This is a genomic window from Caulobacter soli (assembly GCF_011045195.1).
In the GTDB taxonomy this organism is placed as follows: domain Bacteria; phylum Pseudomonadota; class Alphaproteobacteria; order Caulobacterales; family Caulobacteraceae; genus Caulobacter; species Caulobacter soli.
Window position 1 is genome coordinate 277,852 of sequence record NZ_CP049199.1, and the last position, 25,438, is coordinate 303,289.

Sequence of the window (25,438 nt, forward strand, 5' to 3'; positions counted from 1 at the left end):
ACCGAGACGAGCTAGGGCTTCTTTTTCGCCGGTGCAGTCTGTGGCGACGTCATCGCGACGGGAGGCTGTGCCTGGGTCTTCGAGCGGGCTGCGGCTTCCGCTGTTCGCTTGTTGAAAGTTGTCAGGCCAACGCGCGTGACGAGGGCGACGCCGGCAAGCAAGGCCACAGCCGAAAGCACGGCCAGCGCCCATACTCCCGCTTGCACGCGCTCGCTTAGGAGGTCATCGGGTTGTGCCCTCGGTTTCCATAGGAGCAGCAGAGGCAAGAGCCCACCTGTTACCAGCGTTCCGCCCAGAAACAGCACCAGGATCGCATTGAGTTCGCTCGGGTTAGCTGCCGGCGGGTCGGGGCGGAGGAGGGCTGAGACTGCCGCGAAACTGGCAGCGCCGAAGGCCACGGCGAGGGATGTAATGAGACGTCGCAGCCAGAACGCCCGTCCCTCGCTCCAAGCGCGCTCGGCATCACTCGCCGCTGTTGCTGCCCGTTGAGCGTCAGCGACCTCATGTTGAGCTTTGGCGACTTCGCGTTGAGCCGCCGCCGTTTCTCGCTGCGTATCGGCAAGCTGCATTTGAGCGAGAATGCTCTCGATCTGGTGCAACTCATCAATCGCGCGAGCGGCCTTAGCATAGCGCGCCGGCCGGGGTCTGCAGACTTGTCCACCCATGTCTGGCTCTCGAAAATCGTTTCTCGGAGCTCGCGCAATCGTTGATTTGGATGGTCCCTGATGTCCGTCACGCGATGCCCGCTGCCTTTTTTGCCCGGCCCGAAGGCATGCTCGAACATGGCAGAGCTTGAAGGCGAGGTCATTAGGTTGCCGCGCTTGAGTGAGAGTCTAAAAACTGCCACCCAACGAGCGCACAAAACTGCCACCCATCGCTTTCAGAGGGCTCGTATAAGTGATTGATTTTCTTGGGGCAATCCAATCCATCGAGGGATTGGTGGAGCCGAGGGGAATCGAACCCCTGACCTCCTCATTGCGAACGAGGCGCTCTACCATCTGAGCTACGGCCCCAAGGAAGCGCGGAGATACGTTGGGGCGGCGGCCTCGTCAAGCGCCCGGTTGGACCTAAAGGCGGCCTTTGCTTGCAAGGGTCGCCAAGGCGCGGCAAGAAGCGGTGCACTCGGACAGGAAGCTCATGGTCGCCATCCTCAACTTCGTCTTCTTCATCGCCGGCGCGCTGCTCGGCCTGCTGTGGTGGGCGATCATCATTTCGGCGGTGCTCAGCTGGCTGGTGGCGTTCGACATCATCAACCTGCGCAACCAGGCGGTCTATCAGATCAGCACTTTCCTGGACCGGGTGACCGGACCGGTGCTGCGGCCGTTCCAACGGATCATTCCGCCGCTGGGCGGCGTCGACATCAGCCCGATCATCGTGCTGCTGATCATCACCGGCGTGCGGGCCATCCTGCTGCCGGCCCTGCACGGCGCCCTGATCGGCCTGGTCGGCGGCGGCTACTAAAGTCATGCGTCTGGCGGTCCGCCTCACCCCGCGCGGCGGGCGCGAGGCGATCGACGGCTGGGCGGTCGACGGCGACGGCCGGCCCTATCTGAAGGTGCGGGTCGCCGCCCCGCCGGTCGAGGGCGCGGCCAACGCCGCGCTGCTGGTCCTGCTGGCCAAGACCTTGGGCGTTGCCAAATCGTCGCTCTCCATCGCCTCGGGAACAGGCGCCCGGCTCAAGCTGATCGACATCGCCGGCTGCGACCCGTTGTCGCTGGCCCGCGCGCTGGGATCGCCGCCGGCAAGCTCTTCCTGATACGGCGGAGCAAGCTGTGATCACAAATCTCAGGCCGCCGCCTCTCATGAGTTGAAAATGCCCGCCGGAGTCCGGAACGAGGGCAAGTTTAGGGCGTGGCGCGCGCGAAAAGCCGCGAACGAATCAGGGTCTTTCACCCCCTCTTAGCGACGCTGTTTCATGCTATGGGCTCTTCAGCGCGCGGCGGGGGTCGCGCGGCACGGGGGGCTGTGTGGACGACGGACGACATCAGTCGGGAGAGATGAGGGCCGCGGCCGCGCGGCGCGGCAATCTCTATCTGCGCGTCGTCGCCACGGTGATGATCGCCCTGATGCTGCACGTCTTCATCGGCATGGCCTGGACCTGGGTCTGGGCCGGCGCCTATGCGGCCGCCCAGGTGCTGGAGCTGGTCCTGATCCGCGCCCTGTTGAGCCAGGCCGATCCGGCGCGCGCGCGCATCCTGCGCTGGGCGGTGGCGGCCATGCCGGTGGTCACCTCGACCATCTTCGGCTTTCTGGCCCTGCCGCTGTTCGCCTCGCACGAGCGGTTCGCCCCGACCCTGGGCGGCCTGCTGCTGGCCGGGGCCCTGCTCAATGTCATCGTCGTCAATTCCAGCCTGAGGTCGGCGACGATCTCGGCCGCGGCCCCGCATGTGGTCTATCTGCTCATCGCGCCGTTCGTCGCCCGGGCGGCCAATCCGGGCGCGCCCCTGGCCGACGCCCTGTGGCTGGGCGTCGTGCTGCTGATCGTCTCGGTGTTCGTCGCCGCCCGCACCCTGGAACGCGCTCTGCGGGCCGAGGCGGCGGCCAAGGAGGAGGCCGAGCGCCGCCGCCACGAGGCCGAGGAGGCCGTGGCCGCCAAGTCCGCCTTCGTGGCGATGATCAGCCATGAACTGCGCACGCCGATCAGCGCCATCCTGGCCGGGGCGGCCCGCCTGCACAGCGACGTGCCGGACGCTTCGTCCAAGACCCATGCCCAGTTGATCGGCGACGCCGGCGCGATGATGCGCACCCTGCTCAACGACCTGCTGGATCTGTCGCGCCTGGACGCCGGGCGGATGGCGGTCGAGCAGGCGCCGTTCGACCTGCGTCAGGCCATGGCCGACACCCTGCGGCTGTGGCGGCCGGACGCCAACAAGAAGGGCCTGCGCCTACGGATCGAGGGCGCGGCCCATCTCCCGCGCTGGGTGGCCGGCGACTCCATGCGGCTGCGCCAGGTGCTCAACAACCTGCTGTCCAACGCCATCAAGTTCACGGATCGGGGCGCCGTCACCGTGCGGCTGTCCGCGCGCGAGGCTGGCGACCACCTGGTGTTCGAGGCGATCGTCGCCGACACCGGGCGCGGCCTGACCGAGGCGGAGCTGTCGCGGCTGTTCACGCCGTTCGACCAGTTGGCGTCCAACGTGGCGCGCGAACACGGCGGGTCGGGCCTGGGCCTGGTGATCAGCCGCGAGCTGGTTCGGCTGATGGGCGGCGACCTGACGGTGACCAGCAAGCCCGGCAAGGGTTCGCGTTTCCGCCTGGCGGTCCAGGTCGAGGCCGCCGAGGCGCCGGACACCCGGGCCGGCGGCGCGATCATCGAGGGCGCGCGAGTGCTGGTGGTCGACGATCACGTGGTCAACCGCCGGGCCATCGAGCTGGTCCTGCAGTCGTTCGGCATCCAGCCCACCCTGGCCGAGTCTGGCGAGCGGGCGCTGGAGCTGCTGCATTCGGAGGTGTTCGACGTCATGCTGATGGACGTCTACATGCCGGGCATGGACGGCCGCGACGCCACGCGTCAGCTGCGCGCCGCCGAAGGACCCAACCGCGACATCCCGGTGATCGCGGTGACCGCCTCGGCCACGGCCAAGGACTGGGAAGCCTGCCACGCGGCCGGCATGAACGCCCACGTCGCCAAGCCGATCGACCCCAGCCAACTGCACGCGGCGCTTAGCGAGGTTCTGCCGGCGGGAGTTTCAAGAGCCGCCGCTTAAAATCCTCCCCCTGTGGGGGAGGTGTCGGCGAAGCCGACGGAGGGGGAGTGATCGAACGAGGATCACAACCTGGATCGTCGACCCAAATACTCCCCCACCGGCCTTCGGCCGCCTCCCCCAGAGGGGGAGGGTCTAGTTGGGCGCGGTTTCGTCCAACAAGACTGCCAGCCGTTCCTTCAACGCCCCGTGATCCTTCATCTGGCACTCCCACACCGTCTCCACCCGCCAACCGACGGCGGCGAGGTCGGTGACGTTCCGCCCGTCCCGCGCAACGTTACGGGCCACCTTGGCCAGCCAGTAGTCGCGGTTGGCCTTGGGCACCCGAGAGCCCCGGGCGCAGTCATGCCCGTGCCAGAAGCAGCCATGGACGAAGATCGCCAGGCGCCGGCCCGGCATCGCCACGTCGGGCGAGCCGGGCAGGTCCTTGCGGTGCAGGCGGTAGCGCGCGCCCAGGTCGGTGAGCAGGCGGCGCAGCAGCAGCTCGGGCTTGGTGTCCCGGCTCTTGACGCGGGCCATCACGGCCGAGCGCTTGGCGGGGTCGAAGACGTCAGTCATGACCAACGCAACGCCCCGCCGCCGGTTCGGCTCAGAGGCCTTCGAACAACGCCGTCGACAGGTAGCGCTCGGCGAAGCTGGGAATGATCGCCACGATCAGCTTGCCGGCGTACTCGTCGCGCAGGGCCAGGTCGAAGGCGGCGGTCAGGGCCGCGCCCGAGCTGATGCCGACGGTCAGGCCCTCGGTCGAGGCGGCCTTGCGGGCCATGGCGAAGCTGTCGTCGTTCGACACCTGGATGATCTCGTCGATCACCCCGCGATCCAGGATGCCCGGCACGAAGCCGGCGCCGATGCCCTGGATCTTGTGCGGGCCGGGCGCGCCGCCCGACAGCACGGCCGAGGCTTCCGGCTCGACCGCGACCATCTTCACCGACGGCTTGCGGGCCTTCAGCACTTGGCCGACGCCCGAGATGGTGCCGCCGGTGCCGACGCCCGAGACCACGGCGTCGACGGCGCCGGCCGTGTCGTTCCAGATTTCCTCGGCCGTCGAGACGCGGTGGATCAGCGGGTTGGCGGTGTTCTCGAACTGCTGGGGCATCACCGCGCCGGGGGTGGCTTCGATGATCTCCTGGGCGCGGGCGACGGCGCCGCGCATGCCCTTCTCGGCCGGGGTCAGCTCCAGCTTGGCGCCCAGCAGCAGCAGCATCTTGCGGCGCTCGATCGACATGCTTTCCGGCATGACCAGGGTCAGCTTGTAGCCCTTGGCCGCGGCCACGAAGGCCAGGGCGATGCCGGTGTTACCGCTGGTGGGCTCGACGATCACGCCGCCCGGCTTCAGAAGGCCCTTGGCCTCCAGATACTCGATCATGGCCACGCCGATGCGGTCCTTGACCGAGGCCAGCGGGTTGAAGAACTCCAGCTTGGCCACGACCGTGCCCTTGGGCTTCAGTTCGGCGGTCAGGTTGGGCAGGCGGACCAGCGGCGTGTCGCCGACCGTGTCCAGGATCGAGTCGAAGATCTTGCCGCGCCCGGCGCGCTTGAACCGCGCGGCGTCGTAGATCGAGGAGGCGTCGTCCATGGGAAGTCTCGCTTGGATGTGATGGGCGGGCCCTTGGGCCTTAATCCACCTTAGGCCGTGGGATTTGACGTGTCAGCGGGTCATTCGGCGGCGAGCGGCGCAGATTTCCTGAGAGGCGCTCTTTTCAAGGCTAGGGGAGTCAGCAGCCGTTCGGACAGCCAGCGCACCACGGGGGCGGCCACGCCATCGCCGATCACGTGCAGGCCGGCGGTGGCGCTCTTGGGCAGGCGATAGGCGTCGGGCAGGCCCATCAGCCGGGCGCCTTCGCGGGGGCTGAGCAGGCGCGAGCGCACTTGGCCCTGGTCGATGACCAGCAGGGTCTGGCGCGAGGAGCCGCCACGCGGGGTGCGCAGGCAGCCGGCGACGCCGTCGAACCGCACCTCGGCTCGCTGCTGGCCGCCGCGCATCCGCCGGAACACCGCCCCGACCGCGCGCTCGCCGCTCTGGACGCGAGCCTCGACGGCCGCGCGGTGGGCGGGGGCCATCAGGTCCAGCAGGGCGGCGGTGTCGGCGTCCGCGCGCCAGGTGACTTGGTCATCGGCTTCGAGCAAAGCGGCCAGGTCAGTGTTGCGGGTCGGCGGGGCGGCCAGGCCCCACCAGGTCCACGCGCCTTGCAACTCGGCGGGCAGGCGGGCGTGGGCTTCGCGTACGGCGCGGGTCTGGAACGGGCTGGGACCAGCCAGGTCCTCGACCGGCAGGCGGGTGGCGATCACGAACACCCGGGGGCGCGACTGCGGCACGAAGCGGGCGGCGTCGATCTCCAGCGCGCCGAAGCGGTAGCCTTGGCTGGCCAGGGCCCGGCACAGGGCGGTGAAGTCGGCCCCGCCGTGCGAGGTCAGCAGGCCGACGACGTTCTCGACCACGACAGTGTCGGGACCACGGCCCTCGGCGGAGAGCGCCTCCATCAGTTTCCAGAAGCCGAAGAAGGCCGAGGAGCGCCCGCCTTGCAGGCCGGCCCGGGCGCCGGCCAGGCTGAAGTCCTGGCAGGGGCTGGAGGCCCAGGCCAGGTCCGCCCGGCCCGGCAGGTCGGCGGGGGCGACCTTCCAGACGTCGCCTTCGTGGAAGTGAGATGCGGCGTCGTCGTGGTTGTCGCGATAGGTCGCGGCCTTGACCGGATCGAAGTCGTTGGCGAAGGCGCAGGTCCAGGTCGCGCCCAGGCCCAGGCGCGCCATCCCGCCGCCGGCGAAGAATTCGTAGAAGGAGGGGCCCGAGGCGCTGGAAGCGTTCCGATTCATCGCGCGAGAGTCTAGCGTGAGCCGCCCATCCGAGGATAGCGCCGCCATGCTTCGTTCCGCCGCCGCTCTTTGCCTGATCCTGACGCTCTCAGCCTGCGGGGAGTCGCCGATGGGCGCTTCGGAGGGCGCGACGCCGCCGCCGGCCGACGCCCCGGCCTCGGCGCCGCCGGGACCGGACTTCTCTGGCGACTTCGACCTGATCGGGACCGAGCCGTTCTGGAGCGGACGGATCCAGGGCGACGGCCTGACCCTGTCACGCGCCGGTCAGCCTGATGTCAGCGCCGCCAACACCGGCGCGCATGTCGAGGGCGATGTCGGCGTGTGGGGCGTGGGCGGGCTGGTGTTCAAGCTGAAGCCCGAGCCGTGCGCCGACGGCATGTCGGACCGCCGCTATGATTATCGCGCCGAGGTGACGCTCAATGGCCAAACCCTGAGGGGGTGCGCTTCGGCGCCGTTGGACCTGAAGGGACAGCCGAAGCCTTAGTTCTCCGAGCCTTAGTTCCCGACGTCCATCAGCTCGTAGTGGCCGCGCGCGTCGAGGCTCTGATGCACGGCGCCAGGCACGGGCAGGAGCAGGCCGATCGAGACGGCGGCGACGGTGGCGAGGGCGAAAAGGGCCTTGATGGTGGAGGCCATGGCGGCGGGTCCTGATCGAGCGATCCGCCAAGGGGCGGTCGATTGGCAACAAAGATGGTTGCGGTTGGGCGAGGTTCAAGAGGTCGCCGCCGCGCGTTCGCAAATTCGCCGATCGCCGTTCGTCAGACTTGTCGAATCCGACCTCGAAACGCAGAACGCCGCCGGGCGTGAACCCAGCGGCGTCTGTAGTGGATAGGGGACACACACTCGCTCTCGGCGTGGAGGATTGATCCCTGGCGCGTCGTGGCGAGTGTGTGTCCCCGGCTCGTGTCGGAACCTAGAAGATTTCGAACAGCCCCGCCGCGCCCATGCCGCCGCCGATGCACATGGTCACCACGCCCAGCTTGGCCTTGCGGCGCTTGCCTTCCAGCAGCAGGTGGCCGGCGCAGCGGGCGCCGGTCATGCCGAACGGGTGGCCGATGGCGATCGAGCCGCCGTTGACGTTGAACTTCTCCGGATCGATGCCCAGGGTGTCGCGGCTGTAGAGGCACTGCGACGCGAAGGCCTCGTTCAGCTCCCACAGGTCGATGTCGTCGACCTTCAGGCCGTGGCGCTCCAGCAGGCGCGGCACGGCGAAGACCGGGCCGATGCCCATCTCGTCGGGCTCGCAGCCGGCGATGGCGAAGCCCTTGAACAGGCCCAGGGGCTCCAGGCCGCGCTTGGCCGCTTCCTTGGCTTCCATCACCACCACGGCGGCCGCGCCGTCCGACAGCTGGCTGGCGTTGCCGGCGGTGACGAAGTTGCCCGGACCCTTGACCGGCTCCAGCTTGGCCAGGCCCTCGAGGGTCGTCTCGGGGCGATTGCACTCGTCCCTGGTGACCACGTAGTCGACCAGACTTTCTTCCTTGGTCTCCTTGTTGACCACCTTCATCTTGGTGGCCATCGGCACGATCTCGTTGTCGAACAGGCCGGCGGCTTGGGCGGCGGCGATCCGCTGCTGGCTGCGCAGCGAGTACTCGTCCTGGTATTCGCGGCTGACGTTGTAGCGCTTGGCGACGATGTCGGCGGTGTCGATCATCGCCATCCACAGCGCTGGCTTTTCCTTCAGCAGCTTTTCCTCGGTCAGGTGGAAGCGGTTCATGTGACCGCCGCCCTGGACCAGAGAGATCGACTCCACCCCGCCGCCGATGGCGACCGGCGCGCCGTCGTTGCGGACATAGTTGGCGGCCGTGGCGATGGCTTGCAGGCCCGAAGAGCAGAAGCGGTTGACGGTCTGGCCCGAGGTGGTGACCGGCAGGCCGGCCCAGATGGCGGCGTTGCGGGCGACGTTCATGCCGGTGGCGCCTTCGGGACCGCCGCAGCCCAGCACCACGTCCTCCACTTCCGGACCGTCCAGGCCGGCGCGCGACACAGCGTGCTGGATGGCGTGGCCGGCCATGGCCGCGCCGTGGGTGTTGTTGAACCCGCCGCGATTGGACTTGGCCAGGCCGGTCCGGGCGTAAGAGACGATCACCGCTTCGCGCATTGGGCGCACTCCCCTTTAAACGTTAGTTTGAATTGGCGGCCACCCTAGACCGGGATTTCCGCTGGCGAAAGATCACGCGCACGTAAAGGGAGCCGGCCGGCCCAAGCAGCGGGTTCGCCGGGAAGAGCCCCTCCGTGACACGCGGGTTTGGGGAGGACATTGTTGCCCGCAGTCCACGCGCTTCCGGAAAGATCCTTGCGCGGACGCCATGGTCTGGTTTGGCGTTGACTTTCCTCGGTTCCGACAAGAACGCTCAGGTTGTGGCCTACAATCATAAATTTAACGGGCCCTAGAAAAACCAGCGGGAGGAACTTCATGCGCTCTGTGACCCATCGCCGGCCTGCGCTGCTGGCCGCGACCGCCCTGGCGGCGTCGATCGCCTTGCCGGCGGTCGCCTCGGCCCAGCAGTCCAACAACACCGTCGAGGAGCTGATCGTCACCGCCACCAAGCGCGACGCGACCATCCTGGACGTGCCGTTCTCGATCAATGCGCAGACGGAGGCCGACATCCAGAAGTCCGGGGCGGTGACCCTGGAGGACCTGTCGCGCAACGTCGCCAGCCTGACGATCCAGAACCTGGGTCCGGGCCAGAGCCAGGTGTCGGTGCGCGGCGTCTCGGCCGGCCAGGTGGTCCGCGACCAGCCGGGCGTCAAGGAGCAGGTCGGGGTCTATCTGGACGAGTCGGTGATCTCGCTGTCGCTGTTCACGCCCGACGTCGATCTGTTCGACCTGAACCGGGTCGAGACCCTGCGCGGCCCGCAAGGCACGCTGTTCGGCTCCGGCTCGGTCGGCGGCACGATCCGCTACATCACCAACCAGCCCAAGCTGGGCGCCCACGAGGGCGTGATCGAGGGCAACTTCAACACCCTGAAGGGCGGCGATGTCGGCGGCTATCTGAAGGGCGCGGTCAACCTGCCGCTGTCGGACAAGGCCGCTTTGCGGGTGGTCGGCTACGACACCGAATATGCCGGCTTCGTCGACGCCCTGGGCGAGGGCGGCACGCGCAAGAACAACGTCAACGACGGCTATCGGCGCGGTGGCCGGGTGTCGCTGCTGTTCCAGCCCAGCGATAACATCAGCATCACCCCGCGCCTGGTCTATCAGAAGATCCACGCCGGCGGCTTCAATCGCCAGGAGGCGTTCAACATCTTCGCCAACCCGTTCACCACCACGCGGCCGAAGATCACCCTGGGCGAGCGCGAGCAATACCTGCTGCTGGACGAGAGCTTCGACGACAAGACCTTCCTGGGCGACCTGACCGCCTCGTTCGGCTTCGACGGCGTCACCCTGACCTCGGTGACCAGCTATATCGACCGCAAGATCGACGTGAACCGCGACGCCAGCGCCCTGTCCGGCAGCGTGTCGGTGGACCTGGGCTTCCCGGCCGCGGCCGTCACCCTGCCGTCCAAGCTGGTCGACACCACCGACCTTGAGCAATTCACCCAGGAAGCGCGGCTCAGCTCCGACACGGACGGGCCGTTCCAGTGGGTGGTCGGGGCGTTCTATTCCAAGGTCGACCGTCTCTACGACCAGCGCCTGCCGACGCCGGGCTATGACGCCTATACCGACGCCACCCTGGGCGCCGGCACGGCCGCTTCGGTGGCCAACGGCTTCCCGGCCAACTCGCCCTACAACGCCTCGCTGCCCTATCACATCAAGCAAAAGGCCGTGTTCGGCGAGGCCAGCTACGAGATCGCCAAGCTGACGGTCACCGCCGGCGGCCGTTACTACGACTTCAGCGAGAACCGCCGCTTCACCTCGGGCGGACTGTTCGCCAATGGCGACGACCAGACCGACAAGACCTCGTCCGACGGTTTCACCCCGCGCCTGCTGGTTAGCTACAAGGCCAATCCGGGCCTGACCTTCAACGCCCAGGCGTCCAAGGGCTTCCGGCTGGGCGGGGTCAACGACCCGCTGAACCTGCCGCTCTGCACCCCGCAGGACGAGGCGATCTTCGGCGGCTTCCAGTCGTATGACGACGAAACGCTGTGGAACTACGAGGGCGGGGTGAAGTCGCGGATGGGCGGCGTCACCTTCAACGGCGCGGTCTTCTATACCGACATCAAGAACCTGCAGACCACGCTGGACGCCGGCTCGTGCTCGTCGCGCGTGGTGTTCAACGTGCCCAAGGCCCACACCAAGGGGATCGAGGGCGAGCTGTCGGCCCGCTTGGCGCCGGGCCTCGATCTCAGCGTCTCGGGCAGCCTGCTGGAGGCCGAGTTCGACTCCACGGTGCGCGACGGCACGGGCGCGGTGATCGGCGGCATCCGCGAGGGCAACCGCCTGCCTTCGGTGCCCAAGTTCCAGATCTCGATCAACGCCACCTACACTCGGGCCCTGACGGCGACGATGGACGGCTACGTCACCGCCTCGTTCCAGCACGTGGGCAACCGCTACACCCAGGCCAGCGACCAGGAGAACAATCCGCGCTCGTTCGTCTCGGGCCTGCCGTTCGGCGGCGCCTCGGGCAACGACGCCACGGTGCTGGATCTGAAGCTGCCCAGCTACGACATCATCAATCTGAGCGCGGGCCTGCAGATGGACAACGGCCTGGACATCATCGCCTACGTCAACAACGTGGCCGACGAGAACGCCTTGCTGTCGTTCGACCGCGAGCGCGGCGGCCGGGCGCGCCTGGGCTACACGATCGGCCAGCCTCGCACGGCCGGCTTCACGATCCGCAAGTCGTTCTAGGGGGTCGACATTCGAGCGTTGCGCGTGGTCCTCGTCCTTCGACAAGCTCAGGATGAGGACCATTGTACGGGCCTTGGCATTCGAAAACCTCATCCTGAGCTTGTCGAAGGACGAGGTTTTCGGCCCCAGAGGAGCGGGGACATGCCCTCGCGGCGTGTCCCCGATCCTATTTCGGCTTGGCGTCCACCAGTCCGTCGGCGTGGCGGTGGATCATCTTCCAGTCGCCGTCCTCGCGGCGGAAGATCTCGGTGATCCGCAGGTGCATCTCGACCGGATGGTCCTGGCCCGCGAACCGGACGGCGGCATGTTGCAGGCCGGTCCAGTAGGCCAGGTCGCCGCTGGCCTGGCTGTGCAGGATTTCCAGGGTCGTCTCGCTTCCGGTCGTGAAGCTCCGGGCCCCGCGGGCGTTGACGGCGGTCACGTGGCCCGCGCCTTGCTCGCGTCCGCCGTGCGGCGGGAAGAAGCTGGCCGGATTGGCCTGGGTCGCGATCTCGCCCAGCGGCCCGGCGTCGCCGTTGACATAGGCCTGGGCGACGGCCCGGCGCTGGTCGAGGAAGGCGGTGAAGTCGTCCTGATCGCTCATGGGGTCCTCCTGGTCGTCATGCCCGAAACGCGCGAAGGCGGCAAAACGAGCCCTCTCCCGGAGGGGAGAGGGAGGGGGCCTTTTATCGCGGCAGCACCGTCAGGCCGTCGGGCAGCTCGTTGACGTCGTCGGGGCGCGGCGGGACGTGGGTGGCCAGGATGGCGCCGGCCCGGGCGATGGCGGCCACGAAGCCGTCGGCGATGCGCCCGCTCTTCAAGCCCGCCACCATGTCGGCCACCACTTCGTCCCACACGGCCTTGGGGGCGGCGGCGTGAATGCCCTCGTCGGCGATCACCTCGACCCGGTGCTCGGCCAGGGCGGCGAAGATCAGCACGCCGGTGCGCTCGCGGGTCAGGTGCAGGCCCTGGGCCAGGAAATGGGTCGTGGCCGCTCGCTTGACCCGCGCCGCCTTCAAGGGGCGCGGCGTGATCAGGCGACGGACGGGCGGGATCGAGACGACCATGGCGGTGACGATGAACACCAGGGCCTGCAAGGCGATGTAGTTGGAGACCGCCGTGGTGACGGCGAGGTCCACGATGGCGCCGTGGGCGGCTCGCCATTCGGTCAGCGGCCAGCCCGGCAGAGGACTCTCCAGGTTCAGGCCGAAGAACAGGGCGATCGGCGGCAGCAGCAAGGCGGCCGCGGCGCCCCAGGCCATGGCGTCCTCGCGATCGCCGCCGACCTCGGGGGCCAGCACGCAGTGGATCTCGCCCGCGGTGGTCTTCTCGGCCTGGGCCACGGCCTGGGCGATGCGATCCTGATCGGCTTGGGACAACGTCTTCATCACCAGCTCCCCGAAGATCCGCCGCCGCCGAACGAGCCGCCGCCGCCGGAGAAGCCACCGCCTCCGCCGCCGCCGCCTCCAAAACCTCCTCCGCCGCCACGACCGCCGCTCAGCATGCCGTTCAGGATGATCCAGGGCAGGGCCGAGCCCAGCCCGCCGCCGCGTCCACGCCGGAACATCTGGCTGAGCACCACGATGACGATGAACAGGATGATCAGGGCCAGGATCGGCGAGGGCCCCGAGCTCCGCTCGGCCGCTTGCGAGGCCGTGAAGGCCTGGGCCGCCTTGGCCTTGGCCTCCTCGTCGGGCAGGGCCAGCTGGGCGATGACCGCGTCGGTCCCGGCCGTGACGCCGCCTTCGAGGTCGCCGGCCTTGAACTTGGGCAGGATGGCGGTCTGGATGATGACGCTGGACAGTGCGTCGGTCAGGATCGGCTCCAGGCCGTAGCCGACCTCGATGCGCACCTTGCGCTCGTTGGGGGCCACGATCAGCAGGGCGCCGGTGTTGGTCCCCTTCTGGCCGATCCCCCAGGTGCGGCCCAGCTGGTAGCCGTAGTCCTCGATCTCGTAGCCCTGCAGGTCAGGCACGGTGGCCACCACCAGCTGGCGGCCGGTGGTCTTTTCCAGGTTTTCCAGCTTGGCGGTCAGGTCGGCCTCGACCCCTGGCGACAGGATGTTGGCGCCGTCGACGACGCGGCCGGTCAGGGGCGGGAAGGTGGGACCGGCGGCCAGGGCGGGGGCGGCGAAGGCCAGAGCCAGGAACGTGAGGAACGTTGCGATCCATCTCCTCCCCCGTGCAACGGGGGAGGTGGCGGCGAAGCCGACGCAGGGGGCGTCCTGACGCGCGAAGACGCCCCCTCCGTCACGGCGCGAAGCGCGCCGCGCCACCTCCCCCGCCTTGCGGGTGAGGAGAGGAAGGAGCGTATCCACCTACTGCGCCGGACCAGGCGCGGTGTTGGCCGAGGGGGCCGGCGGCGCGCTGAAGTCGATGCTGGGCGCCGACTGGGCGTTGGCCGTGGCCTGGAACAGTTGGGCCGGCTTCTGGCTGCTGTAGAGCGTCTTGGCCCAGATCATGCTCGGGAAGGTCCGCAGGGTGGTGTTATAGACTTGGGCGGTGTTGTTGTAGTCGCGCCGGGCGATCGAGATACGGTTCTCGGTGCCCTCCAGCTGGCTCTGCAGGGCCAGGAAGTTCTGGTTCGACTTCAGCTCCGGATAGCTTTCCTGGATCATCATCAACCGACCCAGCACGCCCGACAGCTTGTCCTGAGCGGCGGCGTACTGCTGGAACTGGGCGGGATCGGTGATCGTCGAGGCGTCGACCTTGACCTGGGTGGCGCTGGCGCGGGCCTGGGTGACCTCGACCAGCACGCTCTTTTCCTGGGCCGCGTAGCCCTTCACCGTCGCCACCAGGTTGGGGATCAGGTCGGCGCGGCGCTGATACTGGTTCTGCACCTCGGCCCAGGCGGTCTTGGTCGCCTCGTCCTGGGTGGGGATGGTGTTGATCCCGCAGCCGGCCAGCAGGAGCGTGGCGGCTCCGACAAGAGCAAGGCGGACGGGGGCGAGACGGGAGAGGGTTCTGAGCATGCGCATGGAAGTCCCTACAGGCCTGGTTGGATCCGGCGACTAACGCCGTTCTGTCGGTCGACGCACACTAAATGACGCACGTCGCGCATATGCAAACATGATAACGACCTGAGCTTGCATTCTCGCTCAATGCGCGTCGCTATCGTCAGTTGGCGAACGCCGCCTTGCGCGGGCCCATATAGCCGAACAGCCAGGCGGCGACCTTGCGCATCTGGATCTCCTCGCTGCCCTCGGTGATCCGGTAGCGGCGGTGGTGGCGGTAGATGTGCTCGAACGGCTTGTGGCGCGAATAACCCAGGCCCCCGTGGATCTGCATGGCCCGGTCGGCCGCCTCGCAGACCAGGCGGTTGGACCAGTAGTTGCACATCGACACCTTGTCGGAGAGCCGCTTCTCGACCTCCGGCTTGGTCATCTGGTCCATCTCCCAGGCGGTCTTGCGGATCAGCAGGCGCAGCATCTCGGCCTGGGTCGACAGCTCGACGATCGGGAACTGGATCGCCTGGTTCTCGGCCAGGGCCTTGCCGAACGGCTTGCGCGCGCGCGCGTACCTTATGCTCTCTTCCATGCAGTAGGTGGCCGCCCCCAGGCTGGAGGCCGCCTGACGGATGCGGTTTTCGTGCACGAAGTGCTGGGCCAGGGCCAGGCCCCCGCCCTCGGGCCCGAACATCGCCGCGTCCGGAACCCACACCCGCGTGAAGCTGACCCGGGGATGGTCGGTGGGCATGTTGAAGGTCCACAGATACTCCTCGATCTTCACGCCGGGCGCATGAGCGGGCACGAGGAAGCAGGTGATCCCCTTGGCCGAGCCGTCCTCGCCGCTGGTGCGGGCGAACAGGGCGCAGTGGGTGGCCGCGTGCATGCCGGTGGTCCACATCTTCTCGCCGTCGATCCGCCAGCCGCTCTGGCCGTGATGCTCTTCGCGGACCGCGCGGGTCTCCATGAAGGTGGCGTCCGAGCCGTGGTTGGGCTCGGTCAGGCCGAAGGTCGGGCGGAAGGCGTGGCGGTCCAGCATGTCGGGGATCAGGGGCTGCTGGTCGGGCCGGCCGAAGTCGCGGATCATCAGCACGAACGGATTGTTGCCGACGATCGAGTGCTCGTTCTGCAGGTCGTTGAACAGACCCAACCCCTTGGCCGCCAGATGCTCGCGGATCACCGCCATCCAGAGGTTGGAGCCGTCCTGGCCGCCGTATTCCTTGGGCAGGGCGAAGCGGTAGTGGCCGGCGGCGTCGGCGATGCTCCGGGCCTTGGCCAGCAGTTCCTCCCACTCGCGCCGGGGCAGGCCGCCGCCGTCCCAGTCGGTGCGGGCCCATTCGCGGCGGTGGTCGAAGAAGCGCTCGTTGTCGTGCTCGGCCTGCAGCGGCGCGATCTCGGCTTCGATGAAGGCGTCCAGCCTCGCCAGATAGGCCGTCAGTTCCGGCGGCAGGTTGAAGTCCATGGCCGCGTCTCCCTTGAAAGCTTCTGTGAGCCTTGGGGGGGAGCATGCGCCTTGCGACGATCGGTCGCCAATCGTGACGTGGGGGAACGGGCGGTCTTAATCGGCTAATTACCCATCCGCGCTAAGCTTGGCCCATGATCCTGATGATCGTCTGCGCCGTTCTGGGAGCTTGCCTCGGCCTCTACGTCAAGCCGCGTTGGCTGGGCGTGGCCGTCGCCGTGGTCCTGATCGTCTGCGTCGAGGGCGGCGACCGCCTGTTCATTGGCCTGATCGAGCAACAGCCCAATCGCGAACTGCTGATCGGGCGCCTGGAGGCGATCTTCGGCGAGACCTGGCTGGACGCCGTGGGGCCGACGGCGGCGGCCCTGGTGGGCGCTGTGCTGGCGGCGATCATGGGCAAGGTCATGGACGGCGAGCGCCAGGTGGCCCTGGTCAACGCCGACGGCATCCGCCGCAAGGTCGGCAAGGACGGCCGCTATGCCCGCTTGGACGGCATGATCCAGGAACGTCCTGTCCAGACCGCGGCCGAAAGCCGTTTCGACTCGATCCTCGGGCTTTAGACCGAGCGCGTCCTTGGCGGTCGCGCGACGACCCGTCTAGGCTCCGACCCGCGTAGAGTTTCCCGGGGAACGGATCATGACCACGACCAGCAGCCGGCGGGCGATCTTGGCGGGCCTGAGCGGCCTGGGCGCGACCAGCCTGGCCGGATGCGTCACGCCGGATCGGACCTTGGGCCGAAGCTCTGGCCTGATCGCCTCGTCCCGTCCGGGCTTCGTCGTCCCGCCGCTGGCGCCGCTGCGGATGAGCGCCGACCGGATCACCAAGATCACCGTCTGCCTGCGGCCGTTCCGCGCCGCCGGGCCACGCCTCGACGTCGAAAACGTCGCCGGAAAACGCGTCGTCCATAACTACGGCCATGGCGGCAGCGGCTGGTCGCTGTCCTGGGGCTCCAGCACGATCGCCGCCCGCAACGCCCTGGAAGGCGGGACCCGGGAGGTGGCGGTGATCGGCTGCGGCGCGCTTGGCCTGACCTCGGCCCTGCTGCTGCAACGGGCCGGCGCCAAGGTGACGATCTACGCCAAGGAGCGCACGCCCCAGGCCCGCTCGTTCCGCGCCACCGGCACCTGGTCGCCGGACTCGCGCGTGGCCGACGCCGACAAGGTCGCGCCCGGCTTCCCGGCCCTGTGGGAGGAGATGGCCCGCACCTCCTACGCCACCTACCAGACCCTGCTGGGCCTGCCCGGCGAACCGGTGTCGTGGAGCGACCGCTACAGCCTGTTCGATGGTCCGGCCGAGACCCATCCTCACGTCGAGGGCGCCGTGCGTTTCGCCGAATACGGCGACCGGCTGAAGGACATCGTGCCGGGCTTCCACGAGCTGCCGGCCGGATCGCATCCGTTCCCGGCAGCGCGCGTGCGGCACGGGACCTCGATGCAGTTCAACGTCACGGACCTGGCCCACATGCTGACCAACGACTTCCTGGCCGAGGGCGGCGCGATCGTGGCCATGACCTTCGACACCCCCGCCGATCTGGCGCGCCTGAAGGAACCCGTGGTGGTCAACTGCACCGGCTATGGCGCCCGGGCGCTGTGGAAGGACGAGACCATCACCCCGGTGCGGGGCCAGATCGCCTGGCTGGCTCCGCAGCCCGAGGTTCGCTACGGACTCTTTTACCGCCATGTCTCCGTGCTGCCGCGACCGGACGGGATCGTCGTGCAGCAAGTCGGCGACAGCGACATGTGGGGCTATGGCGTGGCCGACGAGCGGCCGGACCGGGCCGAGGCGGAAAACGCCGTGGCGACCATCGCGGGACTGTTCGGCGGCGCCTGACTGAGCCGCTTCTTGAGGATGCGCGCAGTTTCCAGATGGCCAGCGCGTCACCCGGCTCGCCGATTTGAGCCAGGCCCCGCCGTTTCCGGCAAAAACGGCCCGTTTCATTAAAAAATGCTCATGCGAAATAAATTCCGCTTGCGCAATTTCTGAACACTGATATCTAAGCAGTGCTTAGTTCTGATCCGAAGCATCGGTGGGGATACCGATGCCGCCATCCCCGGATCAGGGCGACCAGTACAGCTTTTCACCGATCATCGATCATTCCACTCCCTGACTACGCTGGAGGGCTCTCTGATGAAGCTCCAATCCCTGGCGGCTGTCGCCGCTCTGTCTGTTTCCCTGTTCGCCGGTTCGGCCTTCGCCGACGGCCGTATCGCCGTCGCCCTGGAAAACCCGGTCGCCGCCAAGACCAAGGTCGTGGCCGGCGGCGCGGTGTTCGTCTGCGACGGCGCCGAGTGCGTTTCGGCCGCCGCGCCCTCACGGGCCCTGACCGCCGTCGCCTGCAAGGCGCTGGCCAAGGAAGTCGGCCCCGTCGCGGCCTTCGGCGGCGACACCAAGTCGCTGGACGCCGACGACCTGACCCGCTGCAACGCCTCGGCCAAGGCCGGCGTGCAGACGGCTTCGAAGTAAGCGTTTCCAGTACCCGGACGCTTTGGGGCTTCCCGCCCCGTCCGGCTGTTTCCTCGAGCATTCGCCTGATGGGGCGGCGGGCCGGTCCCGCCGTCCTTTTTCTTTATTCGCGTTCGGACTAAGACGCCGTCATGACCACCTCGATCGCCGCCCTGCTGGAAGACGCCCTGCGCGAGATCGCCGGCCCCGACGCCCAGCCGACCTCGATGACCATCGACTACGGAGCGCTTGGGGGCGCGTTCGGGGCCGCGACCGCTGGGTCGAGCGTGACCCGGGCGTGGGTCGAACGCTCGACCCGCAGCCTGATCTTCGCCCAGGCCGAGGCCCGTACGCAGGACGGAAGCGCGGTCGCCATCGCCTCGGCGGTGTTCCGCCGGGCCGTCGCCAGCTAGCGTCCCGATTTATCGAAACGGCGCCGTTCCTTACGCATTGCCCTTGGTTGCGACTGCGAAGGCTGCGTGTTATCAGGCGCGCGGCTTCGGACAGGGCAGCGCGTCAGCGCTGGCTGTCCATGCGCTTTTTCAAGCGCGCTCAAGCCTTTAAGCCGGGATGAGGGTTAATCTTCTTGTCCGCGGCGATTGCAACGCACCGGGCGGAACAAGTGGCGGACGAAACCAAGGCGACGGATGCGGGTCAGCGCTATGCGCAGTCCCTGTTCGAACTGACGATCGAGAGCAACCAGCTGGCCAAGGTCGAAGCCGACCTGAAATCGCTGCGCGCGATGGCGGCCGAGAGCGCCGACCTGCGCCGCCTGATCGAAAGCCCGGCCTTCTCGGCCGAGGACAAGGCCAAGGGCCTGACCGCCGTGGCCGCCAAGGCCAAGTTCCAGCTGCTGACCGCCAAGTTCCTGGGCCTCGTCGCCAGCAACGGCCGCGCCGGCGACCTGCTGGGCGCCATCAGCGCCTTCGTCGAGCTGTCGGCCGTTCACCGCGGTGTCGTCACCGCCGAAGTGATCACCGCCAAGGCCCTGACCGCCGCCCAGCTGAAGGGCGTGTCGGCCGCGGTCGCCACCGCCGTCGGCAAGACCCCCGAACTCTCGACCCGCGTCGATCCGTCCATCCTGGGCGGCATCAAGGTGCGCGTCGGATCCCGCCTGTTCGATGCTTCGCTCCGTTCGAAGCTCGATTCCCTGAAATTCGCCCTGAAGCGCGCCTAAACCTTTATAAGCGCGTCAAAAGATAAAAACGCAGAGAGCCCAAGACAGCCATGGACATCCGCGCCGCCGAAATTTCGGCCATCCTCAAGTCGCAGATCGCCAATTTCGGCGAAGAAGCCGCCGTCTCGGACGTCGGCCAAGTGCTGTCCGTCGGTGACGGCATCGCCCGCATCTACGGTCTGGACAACGTCCAGGCCGGCGAAATGGTCGAGTTCCCGAAGGCCGGCGTGAAGGGCATGGCCCTGAACCTCGAGCGCGACAACGTCGGCGCCGTGATCTTCGGCCAGGACCAGGCCATCAAGGAAGGCGACGAAGTCCGTCGTCTGGGCGAGATCGTCGACGTTCCGGTCGGTCGTGGCCTGCTGGGCCGCGTCGTCAACCCGCTGGGCGAGCCGATCGACGGCAAGGGCCCGATCCAATACACCGAGCGTCGCCGCGTCGACGTCAAGGCCCCGGGCATCATCCCGCGCAAGTCGGTGCACGAGCCCGTGCAGACCGGCCTGAAGTCGATCGACACCCTGATCCCCGTCGGCCGCGGCCAGCGCGAGCTGATCATCGGTGACCGTCAGACCGGCAAGACCGCCGTCGCCATCGACACCATCCTGAACCAGAAGGCCGCCAACGCCGGCACGGACGAGAGCGCCAAGCTCTATTGCGTCTATGTCGCCATCGGCCAGAAGCGTTCGACCGTCGCCCAGATCGTCAAGACGCTCGAAGAGCACGGCGCCCTGGAATACACGATCGTCGTCGTGGCCTCGGCCTCGGAGCCGGCCCCGCTGCAATACCTGGCCCCGTTCTCGGGCTGCGCCATGGGCGAGTGGTTCCGCGACAACGGCCTGCACGGCCTGATCATCTATGATGACCTCAGCAAGCAAGCCGTCGCCTACCGCCAGATGTCGCTGCTGCTGCGTCGCCCGCCGGGCCGCGAAGCCTATCCGGGCGACGTGTTCTATCTGCACTCGCGCTTGCTGGAACGCGCCGCCAAGCTGAACGAAGACAACGGTTCGGGCTCGCTGACGGCTCTGCCGATCATCGAAACCCAGGCCAACGACGTGTCGGCCTACATCCCGACCAACGTGATCTCGATCACCGACGGCCAGATCTTCCTGGAAACCGACCTGTTCTACCAGGGCATCCGCCCGGCCGTGAACGTCGGCATCTCGGTGTCGCGCGTCGGCTCGTCGGCCCAGATCAAGGCGATGAAGCAAGTCGCCGGTCCGATTAAGGGCGAGCTGGCCCAGTATCGCGAGATGGCCGCCTTCGCCAAGTTCGGTTCGGACCTGGACGCCTCGACCCAGAAGATGCTGGCCCGCGGCGAACGCCTGACCGAGCTGCTGAAGCAGCCGCAATACGCCCCGCAGTCGGTCGAAGAGCAGGTCTGCGTGATCTACGCCGGCACGCGCGGCTATCTGGACAAGATCCCGACCTCGTCGGTTCGCCGCTTCGAGACCGAGTTCCTGGCCCGCCTGCACAGCCAGCACAAGGATCTGCTGGACGGCATCCGCACCAAGAAGGCCCTCGACAAGGACCTGGAGAACACGCTGAAGAGCGCGCTCGACAGCTTCTCGGCGACCTTCGCTTAAGCCCCCTCGGAACGCTCGGAGAGAGTAGCGCCGAATGGCCAGCTTGAAGGAAATGCGCAATCGGATCTCGAGCGTCAAGGCGACGCAAAAGATCACGAAAGCAATGCAGATGGTGGCGGCGGCCAAGCTCCGCCGCAGCCAGGATGCGGCCGAAGCCGCGCGCCCCTATGCGCGCCGGCTGTCGAACGTCATCGCCAACCTGGCGGCCGGCGTCTCGGGCGACGGCGCTCCGGCGCTGCTGGCCGGCACGGGCCGCGACGACCGTCACCTGGTGATCGTCGCCGCCGCCGACCGGGGTCTGGCCGGCGGCTTCACCTCGTCGATCGTCCGCGCCGCGCGCGAGCGGATCGACACGCTGATCCGCCAAGGCAAGGACGTGAAGATCGTCTGCGTCGGCAAGAAGTCCACGGCCCAGCTGCGCCGGCTCTATGCCGACCGCATCGTCGAGAACTTCGACCTGTCGGCCTATCGCCAGTTCACCCTGTCGGTCGCCCAGCCGATCGCCGACGTCGTCACCCGCCTGTACGAAGCTGGCGACGTCGACGTGGTCACCCTGTTCTACAGCCGCTTCCGTTCGGTGGTGCAGCAGGTTCCGACCGCGCTGCAGCTGATCCCGGCCGTGGTCGAGGGCGCTGAAGCCGGCAACGGTCCCCAAGGGGCTTCGGCGCCGGTCTACGAGTATGAGCCCTCGGAAGAGGAAATCCTCGAGACTCTGCTGCCGCGCAACCTGACGGTCCAGATCCTGTCGGCCCTGCTCGACAACATGGCCGGCTTCTACGCCAGTCAGATGACGGCGATGGACAACGCCACGCGCAACGCCGGCGACATGATCAAGCGCTACACCCTCGAATACAACCGTTCCCGCCAGGCCCAGATCACCAAGGAGCTGATCGAGATCATCTCCGGCGCCGAAGCCGTCTGATCAAAAGCCTAACGTAAAAAACGCACGCACGAGCACGCACGAAAGACCCGCACGCCATGGCCAAGACCCCCGCTAAGGCTCCCGCCGCCGCCACCAAGCCGGCAGCCGTGAAGAAGCCCGCCACCGCCGCCGCCCCGAAGGCCGCGGCTGCTCCCAAGGCCGCCGCCGTCAAGGCTCCGGCCAAGGCCGCCGCTCCGAAGGCTCCGGCCGCCGCCAAGGCTTCCGCGCCCAAGGCCGCCGCCACGATCGGCGCCGCCACCGGCAAGCTGGTGCAGGTCATCGGCGCCGTCGTCGACGTCGAATTCGAAGGCCCGCTGCCGGCCATCCTGAACGCGCTGGAGACGGTCAACACCGCCTCGGGCCAACGCCTGGTGTTCGAAGTCGCCCAGCACCTGGGTCAGAACACCGTGCGCGCCATCGCCATGGACGCCACCGAAGGCCTCGTTCGCGGCCAGGCCGTGCGCGACACCGGCGAGTCGATCCGCGTTCCGGTCGGTCCCGGCACCCTGGGCCGCATCATGAACGTCATCGGCGAGCCGATCGACGAGCAGGGCCCGATCAAGTCGGACATCTTCCGCACCATCCACCGCGACGCCCCGTCGTTCGCCGACCAGACCAACACCGCTGAAGTGCTGGTCACGGGCATCAAGGTCATCGACCTGATGTGCCCCTACACCAAGGGCGGCAAGATCGGCCTGTTCGGCGGCGCCGGCGTCGGCAAGACCGTGACGATGCAGGAACTGATCAACAACATCGCCAAGGCTTACGGCGGTTACTCGGTTCTGGCCGGCGTGGGCGAACGCACCCGCGAAGGCAACGACCTCTATCACGAGATGATCGAGTCCAACGTCAACACCGACCCGAAGGCCAACAACGGCTCGACGGAAGGCTCGCGTTGCGCCCTGGTCTACGGCCAGATGAACGAACCCCCGGGCGCCCGCGCCCGCGTGGCGCTGACCGGCCTGTCGATCGCGGAATACTTCCGCGACGAAGAAGGCAAGGACGTGCTGCTGTTCGTCGACAACATCTTCCGCTTCACCCAAGCCGGCGCCGAAGTGTCGGCTCTGCTGGGCCGCATCCCCTCTGCCGTGGGCTATCAGCCCACCCTGGCCACCGAGATGGGCAACCTGCAGGAGCGCATCACCTCGACGAACAAGGGTTCGATCACCTCGGTCCAGGCCATCTACGTGCCCGCCGACGACCTGACCGACCCGGCGCCCGCCGCCTCGTTCGCCCACTTGGACGCCACCACCGTTCTGTCGCGCGACATCGCCGCCCAGGCCATCTTCCCCGCCGTCGATCCGCTGGACTCGACCTCGCGGATCATGGATCCGCTGGTCATCGGCGAAGAGCACTACAACGTGGCCCGTTCGGTCCAGGAAGTGCTGCAGCAGTACAAGGCCCTGAAGGACATCATCGCCATCCTGGGCATGGACGAGCTGTCGGAAGAGGACAAGCTGACGGTCGCCCGCGCCCGTAAGATCCAGCGCTTCCTGTCCCAGCCGTTCCACGTGGCCGAGCAGTTCACCAACACGCCGGGCGCCTTCGTCCAGCTGAAGGACACCATCCGCTCGTTCAAGGGCATCGTGGACGGCGAGTACGACCACCTGCCGGAAGGCGCCTTCTACATGGTCGGCGCCATCGAGGAAGCCGTGGCCAAGGCCGAGAAGATGGCTGGCGAGGCGTAATGAGCGACGAACACGAGCTGATCAACTTCTGCTGCGAAGAGCTCGAGGATGCAGTGTCTTCGGATCCCGAAGACGCGCTGATCGAGCACGACAGTGGGCTGATCCTGCTCAATCTGGGTCAACGGGAAGAGGGTGGTGAGACCGGCGTCGTGCTGGCCACCATCCGCTTCTGCCCGTTCTGCGGGACCGAGATCCAGACCGACGAAGACATCGAGGCGGCGCTCGGCGCCGTGGAGATCGTGGAATAATGGCTAAGCTGCACTTCTCCCTCGTCGCGCCCGAGCGCGAACTGTTCTCGGCCGAGGTCGACCAGGTCGACGCGCCCGGTACGGAAGGCGACTTCGGCGTGCTGCCGAACCACGCGCCGTTCATGACCACCCTGCGCGAAGGCAAGGTCACGGTTCGCGACGGTTCGACCGTGCGGGTGTTCGACATCCAGGGCGGTTTCGCCGACGTCGGTCCCGACGGCTTCACGATCCTGGCCGAACACGCGGTCGAGGCGGCCTAAGCCGTTCTCTCCGCGCCTTCGAGTTCAAGACATGACGGCCCGGACGTGAAAGCGTCCGGGCCGTTTTGCATCTGGCGCTTCGGCGGACCCGTTCGTGGCGGAGGGCGCTCCCCGATTATGAACGCCCGCTTTTCCCGCCTGAGGCGTCACGTCGCACCCACGCGGCGAGAAAATTACACTTGTGACCCATTCTCCGCCTTAATCCGTCACCATAAGGGTTGCGAGGGAACGCCTGTCGGTTTTAATGCCGACCTCTTGCCTAACGGGGATAACTCGACCATGCGCCTTGCGCTCGCCAGCCTGATTGCTCTCGGCGCGGTTTCGACCGCCGTCGCCCAGGAGCAGACCGCTCCGACTGCCGCCGCCCCGGCGCCGGCCGCTGCTCCGGCGGCCCAGACCCCCGCCGCTCCGGCCGACGCCATGACGGCGACGCCGTCGGTGGCCGCGCCGGCCGCCGGCCAGGCTCCGGACTATGTCGCCCCGACCCGTGGTCCGCCCACCACCGACCCCGTCTCGCTGCAGCTGCTGGGCGTGCTCGACAAGGTCTGCAAGCCGGCCGTCGTCGGCGGCGACTTCCCGGCCCTGGCCAAGGGCGCGGGCATGAAGAAGAAGAAAGAGCAGTGGGTGCTGGATATCGGCAAGCCCTACTCGATCGCCATCGACAATCCGGGCAGCAACAAGAACGTCTGCACCGTGACCATCCAGTACGCCCAGGGCGACGCCCAGGCCCAAGCCCTGGCCAACGCCCTGCACGACTGGGCGACTTGGGAGAACAAGCCGCAGCTGCGCCTGATCCGCAACGACCTGACGGTCAGCGACGTCAAGCGCCTGACGGTCTCGTGGGACGACGCCTGGGCCGACGGCCACGCGGGTCTGGTCTACATGCGCCTGAAGAAGCTGGACGACAGCTCGATCGGCAAGAACTACGAGCAGGCCCAGATCCTGTACAGCACCACCAGCCGCTAAGCGGCGACGGATCGGGGGCTTGCCTCCCGGTCCGGTGGTCCTATCTAGTCGAAGGCGCGGGGACGACCCCGCGCCTTTTCCTTTTTTCCGGGGACGACCCCGCTCTGTAATCTAGGAGCCGGTCATGGCCTGGATCATTCTCTTCATCGCCGGTCTGTTCGAGATCGGCTGGGCCGTGGGCCTGAAGTTCACCGAAGGCTTCACCAAACCCATCCCGATCGTGCTGACCGGCGTCAGCTTGGTCGCCTCGATGGGTCTGCTGGGCTGGGCGGTGAAGTCGTTGCCGCTGGGAACGGCCTACGCCGTCTGGACCGGGGTGGGCGCGGTCGGCACGGCCATCGTCGGCATCCTGGTGTTCAAGGAACCGGCCACGGCCGGGCGGCTGGTCTGTTTGGCGCTGATCGTCTCGGGCATATTGGGCTTGAAGCTGTTCACGCCCACGCACTGAACCGCGATC

At 67.7% G+C, this 25,438-nt stretch carries 28 protein-coding genes and 1 tRNA gene; 17 read left to right on the plus strand and 12 right to left on the minus strand.

The genetic code is table 11. From position 1 onward, the window contains the following. Nucleotides 1–11: 11 nt before the first annotated feature. Nucleotides 12–599: a hypothetical protein gene (locus tag G3M62_RS01295; protein ID WP_165184096.1), complete on the minus strand. Its 588-nt coding sequence runs from the start codon at nucleotides 597–599 to the stop codon at nucleotides 12–14. A 338-nt stretch (nucleotides 600–937) separates the two neighbouring features. After that, a tRNA-Ala gene (locus tag G3M62_RS01300) sits at nucleotides 938–1,013 on the minus strand. 124 nt (nucleotides 1,014–1,137) lie between these two features. Between G3M62_RS01300 and G3M62_RS01305 the strand changes: the two genes are divergently transcribed. From G3M62_RS01305 to G3M62_RS01315, 3 genes are all read left to right on the plus strand, one after another. Continuing rightward, nucleotides 1,138–1,461 carry a YggT family protein gene (locus G3M62_RS01305; RefSeq protein ID WP_165184097.1) on the plus strand — a complete coding sequence of 108 codons (324 nt, stop codon included), beginning with the start codon at nucleotides 1,138–1,140 and terminating at the stop codon, nucleotides 1,459–1,461. Between the two features lie 4 nt (nucleotides 1,462–1,465). Further along, nucleotides 1,466–1,756, plus strand: a complete 291-nt coding sequence (locus tag G3M62_RS01310; RefSeq protein WP_165184098.1) for a DUF167 family protein — start codon at nucleotides 1,466–1,468, stop codon at nucleotides 1,754–1,756. A gap of 241 nt (nucleotides 1,757–1,997) precedes the next feature. Then, complete coding sequence (locus G3M62_RS01315; protein WP_165184099.1) at nucleotides 1,998–3,707, plus strand: ATP-binding protein; 1,710 nt, start codon at nucleotides 1,998–2,000, stop codon at nucleotides 3,705–3,707. A gap of 132 nt (nucleotides 3,708–3,839) precedes the next feature. Here G3M62_RS01315 and G3M62_RS01320 read toward each other — a convergent pair whose 3' ends face one another. The 3 genes from G3M62_RS01320 to G3M62_RS01330 all read right to left on the minus strand — a co-directional run bounded on the left by G3M62_RS01320 (nucleotide 3,840) and on the right by G3M62_RS01330 (nucleotide 6,515). Then, entirely contained in the window at nucleotides 3,840–4,262 is a 423-nt protein-coding gene (locus tag G3M62_RS01320) for a very short patch repair endonuclease (RefSeq protein ID WP_165184100.1), read from the minus strand. A 31-nt stretch (nucleotides 4,263–4,293) separates the two neighbouring features. After that, a complete protein-coding gene (gene cysK / locus G3M62_RS01325; protein WP_165184101.1) occupies nucleotides 4,294–5,280 on the minus strand; it encodes a cysteine synthase A in 987 nt (328 codons plus the stop codon). A gap of 80 nt (nucleotides 5,281–5,360) precedes the next feature. Next, a complete protein-coding gene (locus G3M62_RS01330) occupies nucleotides 5,361–6,515 on the minus strand; it encodes a DNA cytosine methyltransferase (RefSeq protein WP_165184102.1) in 1,155 nt (384 codons plus the stop codon). A gap of 46 nt (nucleotides 6,516–6,561) precedes the next feature. On the opposite strand from G3M62_RS01330, the gene G3M62_RS01335 reads away from it, so the two are divergent. Continuing rightward, nucleotides 6,562–6,999: a hypothetical protein gene (locus G3M62_RS01335; protein WP_165184103.1), complete on the plus strand. Its 438-nt coding sequence runs from the start codon at nucleotides 6,562–6,564 to the stop codon at nucleotides 6,997–6,999. Nucleotides 7,000–7,010: 11 nt separating this feature from the next. On the opposite strand, the gene G3M62_RS01340 is transcribed toward G3M62_RS01335, so the two are convergent. Together G3M62_RS01340 and G3M62_RS01345 are read right to left on the minus strand one after the other, a co-directional pair. Continuing rightward, nucleotides 7,011–7,151, minus strand: a complete 141-nt coding sequence (locus tag G3M62_RS01340; RefSeq protein ID WP_165184104.1) for a hypothetical protein — start codon at nucleotides 7,149–7,151, stop codon at nucleotides 7,011–7,013. Between the two features lie 277 nt (nucleotides 7,152–7,428). Next, nucleotides 7,429–8,616: an acetyl-CoA C-acyltransferase gene (locus G3M62_RS01345; protein ID WP_165184105.1), complete on the minus strand. Its 1,188-nt coding sequence runs from the start codon at nucleotides 8,614–8,616 to the stop codon at nucleotides 7,429–7,431. 315 nt (nucleotides 8,617–8,931) lie between these two features. Between G3M62_RS01345 and G3M62_RS01350 the strand changes: the two genes are divergently transcribed. Next, a complete protein-coding gene (locus tag G3M62_RS01350) occupies nucleotides 8,932–11,310 on the plus strand; it encodes a TonB-dependent receptor (protein ID WP_165184106.1) in 2,379 nt (792 codons plus the stop codon). 166 nt (nucleotides 11,311–11,476) lie between these two features. On the opposite strand, the gene G3M62_RS01355 is transcribed toward G3M62_RS01350, so the two are convergent. The 5 genes from G3M62_RS01355 to G3M62_RS01375 form a co-directional block, all read right to left on the minus strand. Then, nucleotides 11,477–11,893 (minus strand): YybH family protein, encoded by a 417-nt coding sequence (locus tag G3M62_RS01355; protein ID WP_165184107.1) that lies wholly within the window; start codon nucleotides 11,891–11,893, stop codon nucleotides 11,477–11,479. Nucleotides 11,894–11,975: 82 nt separating this feature from the next. Next, entirely contained in the window at nucleotides 11,976–12,677 is a 702-nt protein-coding gene (locus tag G3M62_RS01360; protein WP_165184108.1) for a TPM domain-containing protein, read from the minus strand. Continuing rightward, a complete protein-coding gene (locus tag G3M62_RS01365; protein WP_165191158.1) occupies nucleotides 12,677–13,456 on the minus strand; it encodes a TPM domain-containing protein in 780 nt (259 codons plus the stop codon). The genes G3M62_RS01360 and G3M62_RS01365 overlap by 1 nt, the downstream gene beginning before the upstream one ends. 150 nt (nucleotides 13,457–13,606) lie before the next feature. Further along, complete coding sequence (locus tag G3M62_RS01370) at nucleotides 13,607–14,266, minus strand: LemA family protein (RefSeq protein ID WP_165184109.1); 660 nt, start codon at nucleotides 14,264–14,266, stop codon at nucleotides 13,607–13,609. A gap of 139 nt (nucleotides 14,267–14,405) precedes the next feature. Further along, nucleotides 14,406–15,695 carry an acyl-CoA dehydrogenase family protein gene (locus G3M62_RS01375; protein ID WP_165184110.1) on the minus strand — a complete coding sequence of 430 codons (1,290 nt, stop codon included), beginning with the start codon at nucleotides 15,693–15,695 and terminating at the stop codon, nucleotides 14,406–14,408. Nucleotides 15,696–15,829: 134 nt separating this feature from the next. On the opposite strand from G3M62_RS01375, the gene G3M62_RS01380 reads away from it, so the two are divergent. From G3M62_RS01380 to sugE, 12 genes are all read left to right on the plus strand, one after another. After that, complete coding sequence (locus G3M62_RS01380) at nucleotides 15,830–16,255, plus strand: hypothetical protein (RefSeq protein ID WP_165184111.1); 426 nt, start codon at nucleotides 15,830–15,832, stop codon at nucleotides 16,253–16,255. Between the two features lie 76 nt (nucleotides 16,256–16,331). Further along, the gene (locus G3M62_RS01385) at nucleotides 16,332–17,525 is read left to right on the plus strand and encodes an NAD(P)/FAD-dependent oxidoreductase (protein ID WP_165184112.1); all 1,194 of its coding nucleotides are present in this window, start codon (nucleotides 16,332–16,334) and stop codon (nucleotides 17,523–17,525) included. Between the two features lie 297 nt (nucleotides 17,526–17,822). Next, nucleotides 17,823–18,158, plus strand: coding sequence for a DUF8200 family protein (locus tag G3M62_RS01390; protein WP_165184113.1), 336 nt, complete (start codon nucleotides 17,823–17,825; stop codon nucleotides 18,156–18,158). 131 nt (nucleotides 18,159–18,289) lie between these two features. Next, entirely contained in the window at nucleotides 18,290–18,550 is a 261-nt protein-coding gene (locus G3M62_RS01395) for a hotdog family protein (protein WP_165184114.1), read from the plus strand. A gap of 209 nt (nucleotides 18,551–18,759) precedes the next feature. Next, nucleotides 18,760–19,314: a F0F1 ATP synthase subunit delta gene (locus tag G3M62_RS01400; RefSeq protein WP_165184115.1), complete on the plus strand. Its 555-nt coding sequence runs from the start codon at nucleotides 18,760–18,762 to the stop codon at nucleotides 19,312–19,314. 50 nt (nucleotides 19,315–19,364) lie between these two features. Next, the gene (gene atpA, locus G3M62_RS01405; RefSeq protein ID WP_165184116.1) at nucleotides 19,365–20,897 is read left to right on the plus strand and encodes a F0F1 ATP synthase subunit alpha; all 1,533 of its coding nucleotides are present in this window, start codon (nucleotides 19,365–19,367) and stop codon (nucleotides 20,895–20,897) included. 34 nt (nucleotides 20,898–20,931) lie between these two features. Further along, complete coding sequence (locus tag G3M62_RS01410; RefSeq protein ID WP_165184117.1) at nucleotides 20,932–21,819, plus strand: F0F1 ATP synthase subunit gamma; 888 nt, start codon at nucleotides 20,932–20,934, stop codon at nucleotides 21,817–21,819. 56 nt (nucleotides 21,820–21,875) lie between these two features. Next, on the plus strand, nucleotides 21,876–23,507 hold the full coding sequence (gene atpD, locus G3M62_RS01415) for a F0F1 ATP synthase subunit beta (protein ID WP_165184118.1): 1,632 nt from the start codon (nucleotides 21,876–21,878) through the stop codon (nucleotides 23,505–23,507). Beyond that, the gene (locus G3M62_RS01420; protein WP_165184119.1) at nucleotides 23,507–23,755 is read left to right on the plus strand and encodes a hypothetical protein; all 249 of its coding nucleotides are present in this window, start codon (nucleotides 23,507–23,509) and stop codon (nucleotides 23,753–23,755) included. The genes atpD and G3M62_RS01420 overlap by 1 nt, the downstream gene beginning before the upstream one ends. Then, nucleotides 23,755–24,015, plus strand: coding sequence for an ATP synthase F1 subunit epsilon (locus G3M62_RS01425; protein ID WP_165184121.1), 261 nt, complete (start codon nucleotides 23,755–23,757; stop codon nucleotides 24,013–24,015). Before G3M62_RS01420 ends, G3M62_RS01425 begins: the two co-directional genes overlap by 1 nt. Nucleotides 24,016–24,294: 279 nt before the next feature. Then, complete coding sequence (locus G3M62_RS01430; RefSeq protein WP_165184122.1) at nucleotides 24,295–24,981, plus strand: hypothetical protein; 687 nt, start codon at nucleotides 24,295–24,297, stop codon at nucleotides 24,979–24,981. A gap of 124 nt (nucleotides 24,982–25,105) precedes the next feature. Continuing rightward, nucleotides 25,106–25,429 (plus strand): quaternary ammonium compound efflux SMR transporter SugE, encoded by a 324-nt coding sequence (gene sugE, locus G3M62_RS01435; protein WP_165184124.1) that lies wholly within the window; start codon nucleotides 25,106–25,108, stop codon nucleotides 25,427–25,429. The last annotated feature ends 9 nt before the right edge of the window (nucleotides 25,430–25,438 follow it).